19 protein-coding genes and 3 pseudogenes are annotated in these 22,095 nt (G+C 43.1%); 11 read left to right on the forward strand and 11 right to left on the reverse strand.

What is annotated here, in order from left to right; all coding sequences use genetic code 11:
* Positions 1-57: 57 nt before the first annotated feature.
* From AB4185_RS03725 to AB4185_RS03740, 4 genes are read left to right on the forward strand one after another with little or no spacing between them, the layout of a single operon-like run.
* Positions 58-525 carry a TRAP transporter small permease gene (locus AB4185_RS03725; protein ID WP_083190195.1) on the forward strand — a complete coding sequence of 156 codons (468 nt, stop codon included), beginning with the start codon at positions 58-60 and terminating at the stop codon, positions 523-525.
* Positions 522-1,799, forward strand: coding sequence for a TRAP transporter large permease (locus AB4185_RS03730; protein WP_017059080.1), 1,278 nt, complete (start codon positions 522-524; stop codon positions 1,797-1,799). Before AB4185_RS03725 ends, AB4185_RS03730 begins: the two co-directional genes overlap by 4 nt.
* Complete coding sequence (locus tag AB4185_RS03735) at positions 1,799-2,542, forward strand: M15 family metallopeptidase (protein WP_017059081.1); 744 nt, start codon at positions 1,799-1,801, stop codon at positions 2,540-2,542. Before AB4185_RS03730 ends, AB4185_RS03735 begins: the two co-directional genes overlap by 1 nt.
* Positions 2,543-2,584: 42 nt before the next feature.
* Positions 2,585-3,838 carry a D-amino acid dehydrogenase gene (locus tag AB4185_RS03740; protein ID WP_017059082.1) on the forward strand — a complete coding sequence of 418 codons (1,254 nt, stop codon included), beginning with the start codon at positions 2,585-2,587 and terminating at the stop codon, positions 3,836-3,838.
* Positions 3,839-4,007: 169 nt separating this feature from the next.
* Here AB4185_RS03740 and AB4185_RS03745 read toward each other — a convergent pair whose 3' ends face one another.
* The 7 genes and pseudogenes from AB4185_RS03745 to AB4185_RS03775 all read right to left on the reverse strand — a co-directional run bounded on the left by AB4185_RS03745 (position 4,008) and on the right by AB4185_RS03775 (position 12,829).
* Positions 4,008-4,271 carry an Lrp/AsnC ligand binding domain-containing protein gene (locus tag AB4185_RS03745; protein ID WP_372135068.1) on the reverse strand — a complete coding sequence of 88 codons (264 nt, stop codon included), beginning with the start codon at positions 4,269-4,271 and terminating at the stop codon, positions 4,008-4,010.
* A 60-nt stretch (positions 4,272-4,331) separates the two neighbouring features.
* Positions 4,332-5,693 (reverse strand): annotated as a pseudogene (locus tag AB4185_RS03750) (HD domain-containing phosphohydrolase); the annotation flags it as partial.
* A 315-nt stretch (positions 5,694-6,008) separates the two neighbouring features.
* Positions 6,009-6,503 carry a YcxB family protein gene (locus AB4185_RS03755; protein ID WP_017059097.1) on the reverse strand — a complete coding sequence of 165 codons (495 nt, stop codon included), beginning with the start codon at positions 6,501-6,503 and terminating at the stop codon, positions 6,009-6,011.
* Between the two features lie 467 nt (positions 6,504-6,970).
* Positions 6,971-8,965, reverse strand: a complete 1,995-nt coding sequence (locus AB4185_RS03760; RefSeq protein ID WP_017059098.1) for a choice-of-anchor X domain-containing protein — start codon at positions 8,963-8,965, stop codon at positions 6,971-6,973.
* A 12-nt stretch (positions 8,966-8,977) separates the two neighbouring features.
* Positions 8,978-10,495, reverse strand: a complete 1,518-nt coding sequence (locus AB4185_RS03765) for an esterase/lipase family protein (RefSeq protein WP_372134888.1) — start codon at positions 10,493-10,495, stop codon at positions 8,978-8,980.
* A 489-nt stretch (positions 10,496-10,984) separates the two neighbouring features.
* Positions 10,985-12,012: pseudogene (locus tag AB4185_RS03770) on the reverse strand (nickel/cobalt transporter).
* A 94-nt stretch (positions 12,013-12,106) separates the two neighbouring features.
* Positions 12,107-12,829 (reverse strand): DUF1007 family protein, encoded by a 723-nt coding sequence (locus tag AB4185_RS03775; RefSeq protein ID WP_029235926.1) that lies wholly within the window; start codon positions 12,827-12,829, stop codon positions 12,107-12,109.
* Positions 12,830-13,304: 475 nt separating this feature from the next.
* Here AB4185_RS03775 and AB4185_RS03780 point away from each other — a divergent pair, with 475 nt between their 5' ends.
* Both AB4185_RS03780 and nqrM read left to right on the forward strand, forming a co-directional pair.
* Positions 13,305-13,751, forward strand: coding sequence for a NifB/NifX family molybdenum-iron cluster-binding protein (locus AB4185_RS03780; protein WP_017059102.1), 447 nt, complete (start codon positions 13,305-13,307; stop codon positions 13,749-13,751).
* The gene (gene nqrM, locus AB4185_RS03785) at positions 13,748-13,945 is read left to right on the forward strand and encodes a (Na+)-NQR maturation NqrM (RefSeq protein ID WP_017059103.1); all 198 of its coding nucleotides are present in this window, start codon (positions 13,748-13,750) and stop codon (positions 13,943-13,945) included. Before AB4185_RS03780 ends, nqrM begins: the two co-directional genes overlap by 4 nt.
* A gap of 63 nt (positions 13,946-14,008) precedes the next feature.
* Here nqrM and AB4185_RS03790 read toward each other — a convergent pair whose 3' ends face one another.
* Positions 14,009-14,287, reverse strand: a complete 279-nt coding sequence (locus AB4185_RS03790) for a DUF134 domain-containing protein (protein ID WP_029235478.1) — start codon at positions 14,285-14,287, stop codon at positions 14,009-14,011.
* Positions 14,288-14,321: 34 nt separating this feature from the next.
* On the opposite strand from AB4185_RS03790, the gene AB4185_RS03795 reads away from it, so the two are divergent.
* Both AB4185_RS03795 and AB4185_RS03800 read left to right on the forward strand, forming a co-directional pair.
* Positions 14,322-14,771 (forward strand): PaaI family thioesterase, encoded by a 450-nt coding sequence (locus AB4185_RS03795; RefSeq protein WP_017065470.1) that lies wholly within the window; start codon positions 14,322-14,324, stop codon positions 14,769-14,771.
* Positions 14,772-14,805: 34 nt separating this feature from the next.
* A pseudogene (locus tag AB4185_RS03800) lies at positions 14,806-14,934 on the forward strand (ABC transporter substrate-binding protein); the annotation flags it as partial.
* A gap of 42 nt (positions 14,935-14,976) precedes the next feature.
* Here the strand turns inward: AB4185_RS03800 and AB4185_RS03805 are convergent.
* Complete coding sequence (locus AB4185_RS03805) at positions 14,977-15,180, reverse strand: hypothetical protein (RefSeq protein ID WP_017059106.1); 204 nt, start codon at positions 15,178-15,180, stop codon at positions 14,977-14,979.
* Positions 15,181-15,544: 364 nt separating this feature from the next.
* On the opposite strand from AB4185_RS03805, the gene pnuC reads away from it, so the two are divergent.
* From pnuC to AB4185_RS03820, 3 genes are all read left to right on the forward strand, one after another.
* On the forward strand, positions 15,545-16,279 hold the full coding sequence (gene pnuC / locus AB4185_RS03810) for a nicotinamide riboside transporter PnuC (RefSeq protein ID WP_017069647.1): 735 nt from the start codon (positions 15,545-15,547) through the stop codon (positions 16,277-16,279).
* 8 nt (positions 16,280-16,287) lie between these two features.
* Positions 16,288-17,016: a nucleoside phosphorylase gene (locus tag AB4185_RS03815; RefSeq protein ID WP_372058483.1), complete on the forward strand. Its 729-nt coding sequence runs from the start codon at positions 16,288-16,290 to the stop codon at positions 17,014-17,016.
* Between the two features lie 126 nt (positions 17,017-17,142).
* Positions 17,143-17,823, forward strand: a complete 681-nt coding sequence (locus AB4185_RS03820; RefSeq protein ID WP_102398120.1) for a Crp/Fnr family transcriptional regulator — start codon at positions 17,143-17,145, stop codon at positions 17,821-17,823.
* A 145-nt stretch (positions 17,824-17,968) separates the two neighbouring features.
* Here AB4185_RS03820 and AB4185_RS03825 read toward each other — a convergent pair whose 3' ends face one another.
* Positions 17,969-19,672: an FAD-dependent oxidoreductase gene (locus tag AB4185_RS03825; RefSeq protein WP_065583695.1), complete on the reverse strand. Its 1,704-nt coding sequence runs from the start codon at positions 19,670-19,672 to the stop codon at positions 17,969-17,971.
* Between the two features lie 268 nt (positions 19,673-19,940).
* Positions 19,941-20,843, reverse strand: a complete 903-nt coding sequence (locus AB4185_RS03830) for a VirK/YbjX family protein (protein WP_372134890.1) — start codon at positions 20,841-20,843, stop codon at positions 19,941-19,943.
* Between the last annotated feature and the right edge of the window lie 1,252 nt (positions 20,844-22,095).

Consider the following 22,095-nt stretch of genomic DNA (forward strand, 5'->3'; position numbering starts at 1 on the left):
TGAGTATTGGCGTCTCTTGGCGCCAATAATAATACCTTGCAAAGTTGTAGGTTTAATATGCTTGGCTATATAAAGAAAATATTATTGTCTTTATCTACATTGTGTTTGTTCGTAAATGTAGTTGTGTTACTTGGTGGTGTTTCATCTAGATATATATTTAATTCTTCGCCCATTTGGGTTGATGAAGCTGCGCGCTATCTTTTAATTGGATCCGTGATGTTGATGGCAGGAGTACTAATTACGACCAATGAGCATATGAGGCTCAGTATAGTTGATAAATTACCTAAAGGTAAATTGTCATTTATTGTGGTTATCTATCGTCATCTAATTACAACTGCTATCGCAGGATTCATGATGTATGCAAGTTATAATTATGCGATCTCTATTGCTAATTTTACAACGATTGGTTTGGGTATCAGTAAATCTATACCGTTGTACGCATTACCTATCGGTTTCTTTTTTATCACTATGTACTCAACAATTAAAATCGTAAGTGTAGTAACAGAGAAGGAAGGTTTGCGATGATAACTATAATATTAATTGTATTTTTGGTTAATTTATTTTTAGGTGTGCCACTTTTTATTTCTCTTTTGATTTCATCTATCGCTGGTTTCTTTTTTGTAGACATTGATTTGGCCTTCAGAATTATTCCGCAACAGTTCTTTAGCGGCATTGACAGTTTTTCACTTATGGCGGTTCCCTTGTTTATTCTCGCGGGTAACCTACTCAATGAGAGTGGTTTAACCCCAAAATTAATGAACCTGTCTAAGGCGTTAGTCGGTCATTTAAAAGGTGGAGTTGGATATGTTAACGTCATCTCGAGCGTGTTCTTTGCTGGTGTAAATGGCTCAGCAGTAGCAGATACATCGGCGTTGGGTACTCTATTGGTTCCCGCGATGAAAAAAGAAGGTTATTCGACAGGGTTTGCTGCAAGCCTAACCGCGGGCAGTTCGCTTATTGGGCCTATTATTCCTCCCAGCATTTTTATGATTATTTATGCCTCGTTAACCAATACTTCAGTTGGGGATCTATTCTTAGCTGGCATAATGCCCGGACTGGCTCTGGGGGCAATTTTCTTTATTGTAAACTGGCGTTATGCGAGAAAGCACGACTTGCAGTCCTCTCAGACGAAACCGACCTTTAAGCATGTGTTTAGGGCAATCGTGCATGCTTTACCCGCTGTGTTCGCGCCAATACTGATCGTATCAAGCATTATATTGGGCTTTGTAACACCGACAGAATCTGGTGCTCTTATCGTTCTATATACTGTGATTGTGGGCTTGATCCTACGCACCCTGAAGTGGTCGAGTATCCTAAAAGCCATTATAGATGCGGCAAAACTCACAACTGCTATTTTTATTATTATTGCGTCGTCGTCTGTGCTTACATGGCTGTTGGGGTATGCTCAAGTACCGGCAGCGTTTGCGAGTTTGCTTACTCCTTTTATCGATAGCCCAATCATTATTTTGTTTGTATTGAGTGGTATTACATTCTTTGTAGGCATGCTAATGGAGGAAGTTTCTGCGCTAATGCTGTTGACTCCTGTATTTATACCTATTGCTACTTACGCGGGAGTTGATCCTGTTCACTTAGGTATTGTCATCACAATGAATATTACTATCGCGCTGATTACACCACCAATGGGCGCGTGTCTATATGTGGCGAGTGCGGTAAGTAAAATCGATCTAGCAGTGATGTTTAGAGAAATAATTCCATTTATTTTCTACGCATTATTAATTTTGTTCCTAGTGATATTAGTACCTGATTTTGTTCTTTTTATTCCGGGGGCACTTAACTAATGTTAGATAGAAAAGTAGATGCTTTGGAAATTCCTGAAATAGATATTCCTGTTTGGGATGAATTAGAAAAAATTGTAATTCATGAGTGCGGAGAACGCTTGGTTCCGTTATCACTTTCTGATGAACTTGTATGTTATCCGGCTTACTACAAGATGGGCGTTAAATATGCTGTACAAGAGTGTTTTGTTCGAGAAAGCGTCTTCGAGAAGTTGCTTTCGGTGGCTCGCAGTTTGCCAGATAACATTCGCTTGGTGGTGTTAGATGGGTGGAGACCGATACACGTTCAGGAGTATTTGTATGAGACGTTGATTAATCAACTTAAAAGAGCACCTGTTCATGCGGGCAAGGGTTTATCCGAACTCAGCTTAATCGCTAGAACATTGGTTTCTCCGCCGAGCACCAATGCAAATTGTCCGAGCCCTCATCAAACCGGTGGGTCAGTGGACGTAACTCTGTGTGATAGAGATGGACGTCTGTTAGATATGGGGACTCAATTTGATGAGAATAGCCTGCGTTCATGGTCGTGTGCTCTAGAGGGTTTTCCGGATACAGAGCTCACTCAAAACCGCCGTCTATTGTACAACGCAATGATAGGAGCAGGGTTTACTAACTTACCAAGCGAATGGTGGCATTACGACTATGGTAATCAAATGTGGGCGAATTATACCGGACGTAACGAAGCTATATATGGTGCGACGAGGCCATTAACCATTGAGCATTTATGGAACATTCAAGAAGGTTAGCAAGCATGTTTACGGGATTAAGTGGTAGTTGAGGAGGATGTTGTGGATGTTATCGTAATTGGTAGTGGTGTCATTGGCTTGACCAGTGCTTGGTATTTAGCAAAAGAGGGGCACTCGGTTACTGTGATAGAGCGCCAAGGTTCGAGTGGCAAAGAGACTAGTTTTGCTAATGCAGGGCAGATCTCTTATGGCTATTCCTCACCATGGGCTGCGCCTGGGATCCCTCTTAAAGCGATGAGATGGCTGACACAAGAACACGCGCCTTTAAAGGTGAAGCCATCATTGTCGCCAGAACTGGTCTCATGGGTGACAAAAATGCTCGCCAACTGCAGCGAAGAGAAATACGTTCAGAACAAGTCTCGTATGTTAAGGGTGGCAAACTTTAGTCGAGACTGCCTGACTAATTTGAGAGAGACAGAAAGCCTTTCTTACGAAGGACGCCAAAAAGGTACGTTACAGGTTTTTAGATCTAACAAGCAGCTAGATGCTGTTCAGAAGGATATGTTTCTTTTGAAAGAGAGCGGTATCGAGCATACGTTACTAAACGTAGAGCAATGCTTAGGTGTGGAAGCTGGGCTTTCAGATGTCAAAGAAAAGCTAGTAGGCGGGCTATATTTACCTGGTGATGAAACCGGAGACTGCTATCAGTTCTGCGTTGCGCTCACTGAAAAAGCACAGCGTTTGGGCGTGAAGTTTGTATTTGATACAGAGGTATATCGTCTGAATCAACATAAAGGCGTTTTGACAAGTGTTAGCACAAGTAAAGGTGACTTTGAAGCCGATGCCTACGTTGTTGCATGCGGCAGTTACTCTAGAGACTTATTAAAACAAGTAGACCTGTCGCTTCCTGTTTATCCAGTTAAAGGGTACTCACTTACAGTTCCTATTATTAACGCAGATAAGGCACCAACCTCAACCGTTATGGATGAGACGTATAAAGTCGCAATGACTCGATTTGATGACCGAATTCGCGTAGCAGGCACGGCAGAACTGGCTGGATTCAACACTCTGATTCCAGAGAAACGAAAAGCAACCATAAATATGGTGATAAAGGATCTATTTCCGTTCGGCGGTGATTTTTCGAAGGCGGATTATTGGACAGGGTTAAGACCCATGACTCCTGATGGTACTCCAATCATTGGTAAGACGCCGATTGAGAATCTCTTTACTAACACTGGACACGGTACTCTAGGTTGGACTATGGCTTGCGGTTCAGGAAAAATTCTTTCTGAGATAATTAGCCAATTAAGCACGACAATTAAAGCCGATGATCTTAGTGTATATCGATATCTCTAAGAGAAGCTAAGGTGAAACCTCAGCAGCGAAACGAAATTAATGGATAAAACTAAGGCCTCGCGTTTACGAGGCCTTAGTTCTTTGAGGGCTTTAACTCTAAATTGGGCAAAACTTTGTCAGTGCATATCAGCCTCAAGAACTCCTTAAACCAAACAGCTGCGTCACGCATTTACCTTACTGGCAGCTTAGTCTTTGTTTTTACCTGACCGAAGGCGAAACTGGATTCGATAGAAGCTATATTGGGTAGGCGGGTTAGTTGCTTGCGGATAAATTGCTCGTAGCTTTTGAGCGATTCACTGACCACATGCAAAAGGTAGTCGTGATTGCCTGTCATCAGAAAGCACTCTAACACCTCATCAATCACTTCAATGTGTTGTTCAAAGTCTCGCATATTCTCTTCAGTTGGCTTTTCAAGCTTCACCAACACAAACACATTAACGGGCAGGCCACACGCTTCTTGGTCAACGCTGGCGTGATAGCCACGTATAATCCCTTGTTTCTCTAATGACCGAACTCGACGCAAACAAGGAGATGGCGACAGTGCCACGCGATCGGCCAACTCTTGATTGGTGAGCCGAGCGTTGCTTTGCAGTTCAGCCAGTATTTTCTTGTCGACCTCGTCAACATGTGCTTCCGGCATAAATTTCTTCGCGTAGTCGAGGTACACTCCGCTCTCCAAGAACAGTAAGAATAAGTCCATATCCAAATGCTCATCCACTGCCATTTGATACATTATATCGATAGCGATACTCACAGGCTTCGCTTTCTTGTATGGCCGGTCTCCTGCGGTTAACGCTTCAAATATGTCTGCAATCACCAATATACGTTCTGGTATCGATAAATCCTCGGTATTCAATTTCCGTGGATAACCGTTACCTTTGAGTGTTTCATGGTGCGTGGAAGCATAGCGCGGTACATTGCTCAGTTCAGGTGGAAATGGCAAAGCTTCAAGCATTCTTATCCCACTAATCATATGCTCATTGATTTTGAAACGATCCTCCGGTGTCAAAGTCCCACGTGAAATCGTTAGATTGTATACCTCACCCATGTTGTATTGATGCTCAGGAACTTGCATTTGGATGCCATGCTCAGGTTCGAATTCGACGGGTCGCACACGTCTAATGATGTGCTCAGGTTTATCTTCTAGCAGTTTTTCCATGACTGGTAGAGACGAATCCTGTTCGGGTTTGTTCATTTCTTCAAATGGCGACAAGCCCAAGCGATCGTCAAAGTAACGTAACCATGTTTTCTCAGCAATTTGCTTAATTCGAGCAACTTTATCTTCACTCATGAATTCACCACCGATGTTAGCCTTGGCAAGGAACTCAAAGTCATCGTTCAACTGGCGTACTTTTTCTTTAAACTCGGCATTTGCTTTATCCTTACTTACCTCACTGTGCAATAACACGTTTAAGTAATCGATTTCTGCATCTCTCCGTAGGACTTCAAACCGAGTTCGAATTTCATTGATTCGGTTGTAGTTCGCTTCAAGTTTAGTGCCCTTATCAACAATATGTTCTGGCGTCGTAATTTTTCCGCAGTCATGCAACCAGGCAGCAATACGAAACTCTCTTCGTTCGGCATCATTTTGGAAAGCAAAGTCTTTGAACTTACCGCTTTGGCATTTCTCAGCTGCACTTGCCAGCATCATGCCAATTTCTGGAACGCGATTACAGTGTCCTGCTGTGTACGGTGACTTATCATCGATCGCTTGAGCAATAAGGCGAATAAACGCTTCGATGAATTCTTCTTGTTGTTTTTCGTGCAATTGAATCTCAGCCATCATTTCCATCATGGCTTCGGAAAGTTCATCAATTTCTTTGACTCTGGTTGTCACATGCTGAAGCAATGCGAATGTGGTGCACCAAGCCAAAAAGTGAAGTTGAAGAAGGCTGCTTGGAACGATGATTATCGGACACGAGTCTTCTTTGGGTTATAAATTGAACAAAGTGTGCTCGCGCCCTGCAACAGGGGGGGGGATGCACATGAACAAGGGTTTTCATGAATAGGGGCAATCGATGGAAGGGGCAATTTCGAGAAGGAAATTGCCCCTAGTTAAAGTGTAACCTGCATGCATATCGGCAAATATGCGCTCACATACGCTATATAACAATATTCCGTATTTAGCTTTCTCGATTATGCCTGCTAAATCAGCAGGCATTTATTGGTGTTATTTCGCTTTTGATGCGGCGTGGTGTTCAATCATGAAGGCAATAGCTTCATCGTTTAAACAAGATTTACTCACATATTGGCGCTGTTTACCGATATGCAGGATAAAACCAAGATCGGTCTGCTCAAGTTGGTCGATGTCACTCCACGCGATGGTGTTGGTCGCTTTGTGGTTTTTGTAACTTACTCCGTTAGCGTCACCTTGAAAGACAATTTTGCTGCCTGCGCCTGAGCTGATTTTTTGTCGCCATAACCACCAGGTTCTTTTGCAGTACACACTGAATGCTTCAATCACACTCAAAACAATAAAGAACCAGCCAACATAGCCGTTAGGTAATAGTTCAAACTCCAGCAGAACCACACCAAAAATAAGAAACAGTATTCCTTTTAAGTAGGCTTTTGGAAATTGAGTCGGAAGGCTAGTTTGATCATAACACTCCGCGAAAAACGTCTTGTCGAGTTTGTATTCTGTAGTGAAACCGGGTTCTTTAGACATGTGAGGCTACTTTATGGTTCTCTGTGAATGGGCTGTCAGTGGGCAGGTGTTCCACGCTGCAATTTTGCAACTTGATTATTGTATCGCTTCTCACTGTTTTTATTTAGATATTTTGGCTCTGTTTTGTAAATCGATGATACTTAACGGGTCTATTCTAACTTTAGCTATCAGACTAGTGTAGGGGCATCTTTAAAGTCACCTAAAAAATTGGTGATGGGATGGATAGATCTGTGGAGTCACCCGGTTGTTGGGACTACTGGCCTTTTTGGATAAAACTTCGATCTCATTTTGTTGGTTGATGGAGTCTATAGTGATTAGCGTGCTTTATCACTACTGTTGAGGGGCTGGCATAGTCTGCTCTAACAGAATAAACATATGAAGCTTGCAAAGTTCATCACTGTTCACTCTGAGAGGCCATGCCCAAAGCGATACCTTGGGCATGGCCTTATTCTATTTCAGTTTTAGGATCAGTACTCGATGAATAATGACACCTGCTTAACGTTAATGAAGAAACTTCTTTCATAGGGAGAAGAGGTAAGAGCAATATCTAGTTTGTTCAACCCAGACACTCTCTTCTCATTTAATGCTTCTAATAGTTTAGAGTTGGTAAACCTAAGCGTTTGACCGGCTTCTACGTTGTTGAATGTAGTGAGTGGATTACTCCATGCTGCACATATTGTAAAAGACTCACAGAACGTGTCGTAATCCAGTGTGTTTGGAGACCAAGTTTGATTAACGATATGCGCAGTTACATTGTTGAATGGAAATTGAAGAGTTGAATCTCCGAAATCAACAATAAGCGTTGCCTGTTTAATTTTCCCTCGAACCTCACTTAAGTCAAAACTCGCTAGTGTTTCGTAGTCGTATGGGATTGAAGCCCCCGCTCTCAAGTAACCACCGACACGATGTTGCGTGACATGTGTTGCCGGGGTTGCTTGCCAGTTTTCTCTTTCCAAACCGAATAGGTTAGAGGGGAGGGTCACATTCACTGGCGGACTGAAATCAGAGGCTTGGTATGGTGGAGTTTGACCGAGAACTCCTTGTCGATAGGAGTCAACGCCACTGTAGATTAGCAGTGCGTTCAGTTCATAAGGACCATCGGCTTGCTTAAACGTGTCACCAGGAACGGTAAACTTGATGGTGTTTTCGCCAGCCTCAAGCGGTTCTTGGAAACTCACTAGCTCTAAATACTCTCCGGCTGCACCAACGATATTTACCGAACCTGTGTAAGTTCCACTGCGCGTAACATGGATAGGAAACTCAAAACTCAGCGAATCAATGTAGGTTCCATCTTGCGACATAGTCGGTGTGGTGACTAAACTCCCCGTGACTTCAATCGGTTCGCGGCAACGCTCAAAAGATGCTAAATCAATAAATTCTTCAAACTGAATTCGAGGGGCTGAAATTCGTATGTCATCTTGAGTGATTGCGTAGATGATCGTCGGGTTGGAGGTCAAAGTAGACGCTGAATCAAACGCGCCAAAAATATCTTCAGTTGAGTACTGTAGAGTGACGATTTGCTTCGCAGGTTTGAGTTGCAGACGTTTGCTTGTGTTCAGCTCGTCAATTCCATCGGTGAGGTAACCATGAATGGCAAAATCCCCCGCGGATTTAACATCAAGTTCCAAGCGCTGCTCTAAGGCAATAACACAGCCTTCAGAGGAAAACAGTGGAGCGAGTGAGAGGCTGACAAATTCAATGTCAGAGGGTAGTACGTGGATTTTTTTACTTGTCTGGCGAGTGATAGTTGTTCCATATTCTTCAAAAGACGTTATGCCTTCAATTAGATAATCCCCTTCAGCGGGTGGAACGAAAATATTGCTGTAGACACCATCTTTAGCAATAGCATCGAAATTGACACCCTCATCTTTAAGCGTCAGGCGTGTTTTTATTCCAGCTTCATCAATGATCACTGCGCTGGTTTGGGCACCTGTGATTGGATTCCCTTTGTTTGTCAGTAATGCAGAAACGGGAACTGGTTCACCGACCACAAATTGGTTTGCAGCTATCGCCATGCCAAACGCAATAGGGGATTGGATCGCAACCTGAGCAATAATTACTGTGTTGTAACTTGGGTTTGGAAAATCAACGACGATCTTCCATTCGCCAGGTTCAGGGTTAGTTACTTCAGGCAAAAATAAATAGCTGCCCGGTAGCGGCGGACTTTGTGTGTCACCTGAAAGTATGTTCGCTTGCACATCATTGGATGATGTTGCGACTTGCCCGTTAGGCTTGACTAAATATACGGTTGCATCATCCAACGGCACGATGATTTCTGCTTTTAGGGCTTCCGCTTTGTCGATGGTAAATAGCATTGTGACTTCGTTATCGTTACTAGTCACTGGTTGAGATAGTGTCGTGCTTGTACTCATCCCAACGGGTATTGCATTACTGGCGATAGCCGGTGTGATGAAGGTACAGAAAAGACTGAACACCATCACTAATTGCTTGATGAATTTCATTGTGGCCACTCCTTAGCGCATTGAAATAATTTGTTGTAGAAAGCGTTCAACGTTTTGTCCCGTTTTCATTGTTGAGTGGTTAGTCAATACGTTACCCAATGCATTGGTATAACTTGGGTTAGCGCTTGCCAAGGTCACAACAACATCATTTTCTTGCGGTACTGTTTGAATGGCTTGGTAACTGACTATGGTGATTGGATGAGCTTGTGGTCCATGCACACTTGGCATTGTGACCGATTGAGTTTGAGTATCGAGGTAGGCCGCAGAACTAAAGCTTCTTAGCGCCTGCCAAGCGGTAACGCCTGCCCAACGCGATCCCCGCGGGAATAGGCCAACGATATCAGGATCTTTCTCAATAACACTGTCTTGGTTGAGATCGGCATTTGCCCCAATAGAAAATGTATTTGCAATATTGCCGCGAGTACGCATTTGGATCGCGTTTGATGCTGTATCCGTTGTTAGATCACGGATACCAGGCATTTTAGGACCCGCAAACGGAATATTTGGGAGTTGCATGTACTTGCCAGCGTAATTATTTGGATCGGTACTGACGTTACTGTAGATATCGGCGTAGTGGTCCATTTTTATCACCGACAAATCTGCTGCGACGCTACCAAGGTGAGGTGTGGAGAAAGTAGAAAGGGAGGTTATCTCAAAGGAAGGGCTAAGTGCTTTGAGGTTTTGGGTATCTAGCCCGCCTTTACTGTGTGCAATGACGTGAACTTTGTCGGATTTCAACTCATCGAGAAAACCCTGAATTTTGTTGTTCAAGATATTAGCGTTAGTCGCTGTGGTTCCATTTTTGTCAGCAGAGAAACGAGTATAACGAATGCCATAGTCATCAAGTGTAGAAAGCACGCCTGGAGCCGTATCATCATCCCAAGTGTCTGATTGTGCAGCAATGCCATGAGCAAGAATCACAGGAATGGCAACATCAAACTCGATTGAGACCCAATCGACAGACATACACCAGTTGTCTCCCGTATTGCCAGTATCAATATCGACGCGAATCTCATTGTTTTGGCCGAACTTGATATCACTGATATCGACTTGAAGGTTAGTATCCGTCCAGCGGTTATCAGCGCCTTGCAGCGTACCTAAAGACTTTCCGTTAAAAGATACGACATCTATTTCTGGAGCAATATTACTGACGTTGGCATTGGAGTCTATGTCGAAGACCGGCATGCTAATCCTTGCGTTAGAACCGAGAACGCCTTTTTGCTGCATATCGCCCAGTTTACTTGGGGCAATTCTCCCGTCACTTTGTAAAACGTTGGGGCTGACAACCATAGGAACAGGTAAAGAGATAAGTAGAGGTCCGCCAGAAGCATAGGTACAACCGGTATCCAGACCAGGACCAGAATTGACAACATAAACGCCGAGTACTTCTTGCGATGGGGCTATCCCAGAGCTTTGTGAACGCATCGAGAAATTACGCAATTCGTGTGAATCAGGTATATCTTCGGCACTCGCGAAACTCGGAGAAAGTAACAAAACACTGAGCGTGGCGCTCGGAATGTATAGTTTCATTTGTTTACCTTTGAGTATAGGTTATCCAAGAATTTGGTTGAAGAAAGCTCTATCTGTAGTTGTAAGGTAAAGGCTTGGAGTTTGATGTGAAATTTATTGGGTATAATTTCGGCTTGTTACTCAATTGATAAAACTGCTGCTCTATTTTTTTTCAAAATAGGAAGAGTGCGATCGTAGTTTCTGGATTGCGGAAGTTATGTCCTTATTTTCAAAAGGAGGGGGATAGTGCTCTAATATTGTTAGAACAATCTAAGTTAGTTTATGAAAGAGTAGCTAAGAATAGGAAAATCAAAGTTGGATGTAGGTTTGTTACAGAACTACATAGAGCGCGCTGTTCTGAATGGCTGACTACTAACCTAACTGGCTGTGCAAAGTTAGGTTAGTAGAAATTATGTGGCTGTTAATTCAGATTTGAGAGATAAGGGCTAGTGTTTTTTAGTAAAAATGGTAAAGGTCGCAATAAACTGAGGTTTGTTATTACATCGTTCGCTACATAGTGAAAACAGGCGACATACCGCTGTCTTGTCCACTCATTAGCAACAAGCCAATTAAGACAAGCAAAACCCCACCAAAGAGTTGTAAATAATGACCTGCGGCTTTCAGTGTCGCACTGTTACTCTTGCTACCTGCAGCCAAATAGCGTTTTACCAAGTTCTTGCCTGTTAGTGTCATTATAGCAATCGTCGAGGTTGTGAAAGCAGTACCATGATGGCTCCGGTGCACGGTCTTACGCCAATCGTCACTATAATTCCAGCATATTCTCGGAGCGTTGAGGCTTTGTTGATTGCGTCTGCATCGGCTACATGCTGGTGGCTGCACCCACAGTCGGCATGAGAATGATCTGCATGAGTGTTAGCTGCGGCTTGCATTGTGCTAGTAGCGTCGATTATCGGAGAAGGGGCTGATATTGATGAACGAAGTGCCATTGGCGAACGCGTTGAAATTGTCGCAGCTGTGTCTGTTGCGAGTGTAGTGATGGCTTTCACTTTCAGCTTAGGCTTACGCATAGCGGTGTAGATGTTTTTCAAAGCCTTCCAACATATAAGCGCGCCGACGACCGCGACTAAGGCAAAGCTTAATGAAACAAACATATTCGCTTTGTCATTCACTACTCGCATGGAAGCACTAAAGCCCCACAGCAACACGCTTACTAGTAAGATTGCGACCAATGCTTGTAAAAAAGCGGAGACGACCGTAAGCACTAAACTCGCCTTGGCTTTGGTTGGGTGAGTCGCTAAGTAAGTCGACACGATAACTTTGCCGTGCCCAGGCCCCAAAGAATGAAGCATGCCATAGATAAAGCTGAACCCGATAAGGTAACTGCCTGCGCCCCAAGGGTTGGATTTAGCTTCATAGAGCAGGTCTGCAAGTTCTGAATTGACTTCTCTTTGCCATTGAATGCTAGAGATAACTAACGATGGCCACATGGACCACAGTTGATACGCACCAATAGCAATAAGCACGAACGCGCCAGCACCAATGAGGTAGTGATTGATTTTGGATTGATTTTTCTTCATTTAACAAGAACCTATATCTGAAATCTTTCTGTTAATTAGTTGCCATGCTTAATCAGCTAGACGCTGACTTAAAGGCTGAAACGAATCACTGCGACTAAGAAGCGGGAACCGCCGCACAATGAAGCTCAACCGATTGTGTAAACAGTTGGCCTAGCGTGTTATCTGGATCTGCATCGACAGGTAAAGACATTGCATAACTCATTTGCTCTGGCGTCGGGTTAGGCTCGATTAATTCTAAATGGCATTGTCTTGCTAGTTCAGGTGACAATGTCACGTCGCTGTTGGATAGCCACGACATGTCGACAAAGTAACTAGGGTCAAAAATCAATACGCGAAGCGAGTTTCGTGTCACAGGCTTAGGTTTAGAAAGTGGTAGGTCAAATGTTAGAACCATCTTGGCTTTATCACGCTCAAACTTTGCGTTCTCAACCACCTGATATTTGATGGGCTCTTCACCATCATAAAAGTACGTGAAGTAGTGCTCGTACATCATGTTTTCGATTACAGACGCAGCGAGCTTTTTGAATGTTTCAGTTTCTGTATCGGCAGAGACGTCTTCTCCATCCAACATGTACATCGAGGTCATTGCATCAAAAGACCACTCCATAGAGAGACCGGTGATCATGCCATTCTCTCCCTCAATATGAGTTTTCATCTCTATCCAAGAGTGAGGGTGGGCATATAGATTTGGCGCAAAACACAATAATGCTAGGCCAACAGTCAAGCCCTTGAGAGAGCGAAAGCATGTCGAGAAACGGCTTACATAGCGTGTGGAGAGGCGATTGATGACATCGATTAGAATAAATGGCTGTTTCATGAGAAATGATGGTAATTTAGTGTGATGTTATATTATAACAACCCGATGCGTTGTTCACTTCAAATTATAAGCTTGTTTACATTGAAGCCGACTGCAATTCTTGATTTTCAATCCAACCTATTTTTCCTATAAACATCTTTGATTGGTCCCTAATTCGACATTATTCAGACTAGTGTGTGACGTTGAATAGTCGATTAAGCTCTCGGTTGTGCGAGGCCTTTTTGTAATGGGTTTGAGCTTGGCTCTTGATAACAGGCATTAACAACGCAAAAAATACCCCCAGTAAAAATACTACCCCCTAGTATATATGGTTATTTGAAAGGTAACTGAGATAGGCTGAAGATGACGGTAAGTTTGGGTGCTTGTGATCTTAGTTATCGATCCAGTAAATCTTATTTTTCACATGATAGTTATTGGCATATGCCAATAATGGGGCGTATGCTGAACTCCTGATCATCAATAACAGGAAGTTACTATGTTATACGCAGTACCTTGTCGCGACCTTCATGTTGGCAACCACTTTGCTCGTTCCCCACAGATCGCGATTGTCGATGAACAACGACAGATAAAACAGATTGTTCCTTTGATTGACTCCGACACCTCTTGCAATAAAAAGAAGCAATGGATTTCGGTTCTCCGTTCTTACGATGTGAAATCTGTGGTGGTTCGTTATATTGGTAAGAAGATGCTGGCGCACTTGTTCAATAACGATATTCGAGTCTTGGCATCGACAGGTAAGGCAGAAATCGGGGCTTTGGATTTCGACAATCTACGGGAAGTGACCGATCTCGATTATGGTCGCGAGCCGAGAAATAGTGGGTGTGGCAATAAAACGTGCGGCGAAAACGGGCACAAAAAACAAGCTTCGATTCTAATGGTACAGCCTAATCAGCTAGGTGCTATTCGAGGGTTCCGACAATGACCTTTTTGTTGACGCTATTGGGGTTTGTCGGAGTCGTTACATTGATGGCGATAGGCGTGATTTTTTCGCGCAAGCCAATCAAAGGCAGCTGTGGAGGATTGGCGCAGTTAGATATTGAGCGTGAATGCAATTGCAAGGATGTGTGTGAAGGGCAAAGCAAAAAGCTGTATCAGATTACTGAGCCATCAAGCTAAGTATCGAAGTAAGCATCAGAGTTCTCGCTCACTGAGTTAAATAACTTCTGGCTAACACGTTAATTAACTACTTTGAATCACCAACGCGTGACCATTGACGATGCACTTGGCGACTTTAGCTCGTGCACGCTTGATAATGTTGCCGAACGTTTGGCGAGACACCTGCATTTGTTCAGCGGCTTCAAGCTGGCTCAGGCCTTCTTGATCAGCCAAGCGCAAGGCTTCGAGCTCTTCCAATAGCAATTCTTCTTTATGAAGCTCGTCCATAGGAACACCATTGGGCTTAAAACAAGAGTAAGCCGTACGGGTACACAACTGGCGATGTTTTTTTGGTCGAGCCATATCAATCTCTAGCAATCTATGGGTAAAGGTAAGTATGAAGGTTTTCATTCCACACAATCATCGGCGTTGCCAAGTGTGCAGCCAAGGTTTTTTCAACGACAGCGCCATTTGTTTTGAAGCTATTGGCGAGCATGACACTTTAACTAAGCATGAGGCAGTAGCTAAATATAAAACCAGAGCCAAGATTGTACCAACAGATAAAGCTGAGGGCTACGATGGCATCATGCAAGGTGGCATTGTCACTACACTGCATGACAGCGCGATGTTGCATTGTCTATTTCAGAATGATATCAAGGCGATGACGGTGAGTTTAACCTCTCGTTTTCATCATCCGATTTTGATTGGTCAAGAACTGGAAGTTCGTGCCCAGTGGGTGAAAAGTAGACGTAATATCTACTTCCTAGAAAGCCAAATTACTCAGTGCGGAAAGTTATGTTCGTCGGCACAAAGTCAGTTTATGTCAGTTTCTAGCTATCAAACTTAAGCTTGGTATAGCGGTGTTGTTTTATCAGTTATAAAAGTCCAACTACGGTTTCATAATCACTGAAAATAACGTGTACGAAGAAGAGATTAACCGCGCCCTGTTGAAGATTCGTGAGTCACGAAAGTGGCGTAAAATCTTGGTCGATTATTTCGCAGATCAGTAATCGAAATTAGAGGCTTATTCAAAAGCTTTTGGACTTTCGCCGTTACAGTTGATCTGAATCTGAGGCCTTGATCTTTTTGAAGTATTTAAATGCACTCCAAACCGCGTAAGCCGCAACCCCTACAATCAATGCCGAGCGAAGGAGAATAGGCGCATCATGCTCAAGTTGACCAACATGAGGAACAATACTGGCAAACAATCGACTGGTAAAAAGCAGCCCCATTACTAACATAATTACTTTATTCATGTGACCTGCCATACAATTGAGTACGTTGCACAGAACGAGTTTTGGGGCGATTACACGGTTAACACGCCAGACAACGATTCTGCTCGAAATAAAATCATGCGCTTCTCAAACGTAACCGTCAATGCGATATCGGCGTTAAGCCAGTAAGCTAAAATTTCGTTTTTGGAAGGGGGCTGTTCTGGTGCTGGAGTTTCGAGTTCGAGACTGTGGAAGGGCTATGACATCTTCCCGTGAAATTGATTTTCCGGATTTAATATTCTGATTTATGATCGCATGCATTCTAGGGGGGACAAATGTCCTCCTTTTTATTTGGAGAGGCGCAATAAAATAGGTGCCACTAAAACAAATAATAAAGGACACATCTATGGACCTATTCGCTCTACTTGATATCAACAATACTTTAGTCAATATCCCAATAGGGGATGGCTACGCAATGAGCTGGATTGAAGCATTCGGCACCGTGTTTGGTTTGTTGTGTATTTGGTTTGCAAGCCAAGAAAAAACCATTAACTACCTGTTCGGATTGCTGAATGTCACCTTATTCGCGGTTATCTTTTTCCAAATTCAGTTATACGGACTGTTACTTCTACAACTCTTTTTCTTTTGCGCCAACATTTACGGTTGGTACGCATGGACACGTCCTAATGAGCAAGGTGAAACGCTAGAAGTTCGTTGGTTGAGCCAAAATAAACTAGTAGCAACGGCCGTAGCGTGTGCGATTTCTATTGCTTTGTTAACTATGTACATCGACCCATTCTTTTTTGCGCTAGCAAACATCGCGGTAGATAGCTTGAATCTATTTGGTGCGGATTTAGCGGAGCCAGTGCTTGAACCGGATGCGTTCCCATTCTGGGATGCCACGATGACCATTCTATCTATTGTTGCTCAAGTTCTTATGACACGTAAGTATGTTGAAAACTGGATACTGTGGATTGTGATTAACATTATCAGCGTTGGTATTTATGCGACGCAGGGTGTGTACGCAATGTCTGTTCAATACGCAATCTTAATGTTTATTGCGGCAAACGGTACTCGTGAGTGGGCACGCACAGCTAAACGAAACAGTGATAAATCGTTAACTCAAGCAACGGCTTCTTAGGAGTGAAGATGGCAAAGCAACCTCATATCTGCGTTGATGAAACGCAAATTGCTCCGTTAGTTATTGTTTGTGGTGAGCCAGATAGAGCGAATCGAATCGCTAACTTGCTTGAACATGCTGAACTGGTCTCTGAAAACCGTGAATATCGAATCTTCACTGGTCAATATCAAGGTAAAGCGATATCGGTTTGCAGCACGGGCATTGGTGCACCTTCAATGATCATTGCGGTAGAAGAGCTTAAGTTTTGTGGTGTGACTCATATTGTCCGAGTAGGGTCTGCAGGCGCAATGCAGTCACATATCGGGCTTGGTGAGCTAATTATTGCAGAGGGCGCGGTTCGTGATGAGGGGGGATCTGCGGCTTACGTTAAACCGTCGTATCCCGCTTATGCAAGCTTCTCCCTGCTCAAAGAGCTAGATGGGTTCTTGCAGCAGCAGTCAACACCTTACTATTTAGGAACAGTGCGCTCACACGACAGTTTTTATACCGATGACGAGAAGGCGCTTTGTCAGTACTGGAATGGCAAAAGCATTTTAGGTGCAGACATGGAAACATCCGCGTTGTTTACCGTTGGACGCTTGAGAGGGCTTAATGTAGCTTCTATCTTGAACAATGTTGTCTTGTATGAACAAGATGTAAAAGAGGGCGTTGGGCAATATGTCGATGAGGCTGAGGCAATGATGCAAGGAGAGCGGCTAGCATCTTTAGCGGCACTGGAAGCATTAATTGCACAATAAGGTTCTGGCGAAAAACAACAATAAAAGCGACGGGAGACCGTCTCTTTTTTATTGGGTTCTCTCCTGTGGTTTAAGTGGTTACAATCGTTTGAATATAAACAGCAGTAATGCAATGAGAGAGTAAGTATGAAGATTGCACCATACTCAAGCGGACGCTTTAAAAACTACTTAGAACAAAAAAGCTCTGAATTTAGAGATCTCATCTACCAACACCAAGTTAACTCTCGTTACTTCAATCAAAATGATGAAATCCTACGTCAAGGTGAGCAGCTTCAGTATCTTTATGTAGTGCCCGCAGGAAGAGTCTCTATGAGTATTTCCGCGGCTAATGGGCGACGCTTTCAATTGGGCGAAGTGAATTGTGATTACCATATCTTCGGTGAGATGGAGTTTTTCACGCAGACCCCTTGTCAGTGGAACGTAGTGGCTGATGAACACATGCAAGTTGATGTTATTTGCATTCAGAGATTAGCAGAAGCACTACTTGAAAATCCGGGGATGATGTTCTTCTTTGCCTCTGCATTGGCGGAAGATTATCAAGACTCTATGGGTATTTACACTAACCGTCTTTTACACTCAATTACCTACAATATTGCGTATGATTTATTGGTTCAAAGCGAGACTAACACTGTGTTAGGCGGTTTCGATAAAGTGAATCAAGAAGCAGAACGATTTGGTACATCGAGCAGAGTGTATCGAAGAGCGGTTAAAGACCTATTAGAAAAGGGTTTCATCAGAAAAGGAGAGCAAGGGTTAGAAATTGTTGATCAGCGAGCACTGCAAGCTTTTATTGACTCCTACGAATAATAAAAGAGCTTGGCACTTACTTAAATGCCAAGCTCGGTTTTTCAATGTTTACTATTAACTACTCGCATCTATTTATGAGCGACTTTCTCTCAGCAACTAGCCCGTAAGTGTCCGCGCACCATTACCGGCGACTAAGTATTAATCCTTAAGCTTTTGCATACATGAGTGTTCTATAACCACCGATTAAGTTGCGTGCTTTAAAGCCGTTGTTGACGAGTTGGCGATAAGCCACGTTACCACGTAACCCGACTTGGCAGTAGATTACAATCTCTTTGTCTTTTGATAGTTCGTCCATGCGGTGACGCAGTTGGTCGACAGGAATGTTGATTGCGCCTTCAATAAAGCCACCATTTTCTAGTTCGCCAGGGTTACGAACATCGAGTAGGAGTTGGTTGTCGCTTAATGTTGCAATCTCATCGAAATGAATAGGTGTCGCGTCACCTTTAATAATATTGTTGGCAACAAATGCGGCTTGGTTAATCACGTCCTTGGCACTCCCGTAAGGTGGTGCATAGGTTAATTCAAGGTGTTGAAGCTGATCAACGGTCATACCTGCACGTTGAGCTACTGCCATAACATCAATGCGTTTATCAACGCCATCTTTACCGACGGCTTGCGCACCTAGTATTTTCCCTGTCTTAGGGGCGAATAACATCTTGAACGAGACAATCTCAGCGCCAGGATAGTAGCTAGCGTGGCTTGCGGTATGCACATAGACTTTTTCATAGTCGACGCCTTCACGCTTCAACTGTTTTTCGTTTTTCCCTGTTGAGGCAACGGCTAGGTCAAAAATCTTACAGATAGCTGTGCCCTGTGTACCTTGATAGATTTCATTGCGTCCGAGCATGTTGTCGGCAGCCATACGACCTTGACGGTTAGCAGGGCCAGCAAGCGGAACTAGAGTTTGTGCACCTGTGACAAAGTCTTTTTCTTCGACCACATCACCCACAGCGTAGATGCTAGGATCGCTAGTCTGCATCATTTCATTGGTGTAGATACCACCTAGTTCGCCAATTTGAAGTCCTGCTTCTTTTGCTAACTTAGTCTCAGGACGCACACCGATAGCCATGATTAAGATATCAGTAGTTAATGACTCGCCATTATTAAGTGTTAATTCTAATTCACCCTCTATGTGTTGGTGCTTCTCGCTCTCGCCTGAATCAAAACTTGCGATGTGTTCGTTAGGTATATATTTCACAGACTCAAGCGCGACGCCGAGTTTTAGGTCGATGCCTTTGTCACGAATCTCCGCATGGGCAAAGCCGGCCATTTCCCGGTCTACTGGCGTCATTACTTGGTCAGCCATCTCAATCAACGAAGTCTTGATCCCAAGCTGATGAAACGCTTCCATCATTTCCAAGCCGATAAAGCCACCGCCAACAACTGTCGCGTGCTCAGGTTTATTCATTTGGATTGTTTCGATGATGCGATCCATATCTGGAATATTGCGTAGTGAATGGGTTAGGGGGTTATCGATTCCTGAGATGGGAGGAACGACGGCACCGGCTCCAGGGCTGAGTAATAAGAAGTCGTAACTCTCGCTGTAGTGATTACCATCAACAAGATTTTTGACTGTAACGGTTTTATTTGTGCGATCAATAGAGGTAACTTCGTTCATCACTCGTGCGTCAACGTTGAAGCGAGCTAAGAAGCTTTCAGGTGTTTGTAACAGAAGCTTGCTTCTATCCTCGATATCGCCACCTATGTGGTATGGCAATCCACAGTTGGCAAAAGAGACGAATGGTCCTCGTTCAAACATTATGATTTCGGCTTCTTCACTAAGACGACGAGCGCGTGCAGCAGCTGAAGCACCTCCAGCTACGCCACCGATGATTACAATTTTAGTCATACGTTTACCTATTACTGTCTCTAAGTTTAACTATACAAATTGCCGAGCATAGAGCTTGTATCTTCTTAATAATCAGTACTGGCTGGTCGCCGGCGATTGAGTAGTTTTCGAAATACCTAGATACTATAAAGATGTAAATTAGCATTGTCTAATATTTATTTTAAAGCTATCACCTCGGGATTGAGCGTTTGGTCCAAGGGCTGTGATTAGACTAAAGCACGCTAGTAAAGGTAATACGCGTTAGCGAGTCGAGTACAGGTTAGCCAAATTAACTGTCATGAGCATAATGAACAGGATCATGGATGTGCTGACTGATTACGTTCTTCAGATCTTGTTCATACAGATCTAGCCAGGCATAACGCTCGCGATACAACTTACGCTTTTGACGTTTTAGAGCTTCAAGATCTTTCCTGTTCGGGTTTGTCGGGAGACGATAGAAATAGTTATCATGCACCTGTCCATCGTGCTCTTCCCACAGACTGTCGTATTTAAGGCTGATGTCTTTGTTTTTCTTACCGTAGCGTAATGAGTTCGAGACATGACCAGACTCTTTTACCGCATAGATATTGTCGATACCCAAGTTAATAGCGAGCAGTCGTAGTGTTTCTACCATGAAGGATTTAGGTCTTAAACCGTAAAAAGCTTTGGTGAATGTGCGGCTAAATCCATTGTCATTGGCGCCACCCTGTATACCGCCGATGTAGATGTTGTTGTCGAAAACAGTAAACGAAATGGTATACATTTTTTCGAGTTGAGAGTTGGTCAATGAAATTGTCAGTTCACCTTCTTTTCTCGCGTTTCTTTCGAAGCTGAGATTAACCAGATAAACGTTGTCATCTATCTCAAGTTTTAAAAGATTGAGCCTTTCGTTATAGATTTGGTGTCTAGCTTCTGTTGCGAAGGTGTTTTCAAACCAGTCGTAGTGTTTGGATAAGATATCGATCTTTTCTTTATTGCTAAAGCCAGTACATAAGTAGGGAGTCACAAATTTAGAAAGGAAGTTGGGTTGCTTGATAAATAATAACTTTCTCTCTTCAGAGTTGAAATTATCACTCATTTTTCGAGTAGCTGAATAATAAAACAGGGCTCGAATAGTAAACTTAAGTATCGCTTTGTACTTACCCTTATTTTTATGGGTATTTGCTTCAATCCCCATGCGAACGACATTCATAATCACCTCAAAGAAGAAGGATTGCTCGAACACAGTCGTGTCATGAACCCTTCCAATAATCTGACCAATAACAAGAAAATGATGATAGTGAAAAAGGCGATTTGGGTAAGTATGGATATGTATAGCTATGTAACCTAATCAGTTACTTAGTGAGTGGTTCTTGTTCGATTATGCCTTGTTATGTGGAAGGGAACTGGATTGATGACTATAAAAGAGTCGTTTATAGGAACAATGTTGCACCTTTTACGGGTTACGTGCTTTTAGAGTTGCAAGCCGAAAAGTATTTGGTCTATCGAATCTGGTGGAGGTTAGCTTCGGTTTTAGGGTTCTGTATAAGACTTTGACCACATAAAAGCACCGATAACCCAGGCTGTAACATCTCCGCTTATAGTGGTTAGACGCAATATCATGGTTATCGCTAAAGAAACCTCTGAACCGTAAATTGGGTTAAGTAGGCTAACCAGAACAAGTTCTCTAACTCCGATCCCAGCAGGGGACCCGGGGGTGAAGAATCCAACAATCCAGGCGACCGCGAAAATGCTCCCTAGTGTCAATATATCGAGTTCCCAAAGGTCAAACAGTGCTCCTCCAACTAAAGATATTACCGCGCCCAATAGTAAATAGTTAAATAAATATGTTACTAAACTCACCATCACAATTGGTAACGTAGGGAGTTTAAGTTCGTCTATTTGTGCCACGTCTTGTTTTGATAGAAACCAAGCATACAGGCGAACAAACGAATGCCGAAAGATCTTCGGTCCAAAGACAATAGTGGTAATAGTCAAACTAAGTATAAGTACGTGTGTTTGTATGGATGATTCGTGAATGAAGTCATTCCCTTGATGGATCCCATGATATAGGGTCAAGATAACCACAACTCCAACTACCCAAATGGTTTCGATAAGCATACTCAAGAGAATTTTACTTCGCTTCATTCTTAACTTTTCAGATAACACAACGCGCCCTATATGGTGTGCTATGTTTCCGGGTAAGTACTTTGCCAATTGAGCTACAAGGTTTATTGAAACGACCTGAGTTATGTTACCTCTACTTTCTCCTACGGATTTCAGTAGGTAGTAGCTAACTAAACCACCGTTTATTAACGTCCAGCTATAAAGAGCAATACTTCCGACTAGGACTAATATTAGATCGTAGCTCCAATTAATCGTGTACCAAATTGATAATTGAATTGATGACTGATAACAAAACCATATAATTAGCGATATAGATATAAGCCAACCTAGTTTCTCTA

This window comes from Vibrio sp. 10N.286.48.F5 (genome assembly GCF_041469785.1).
In the GTDB taxonomy this organism is placed as follows: domain Bacteria; phylum Pseudomonadota; class Gammaproteobacteria; order Enterobacterales; family Vibrionaceae; genus Vibrio; species Vibrio crassostreae_C.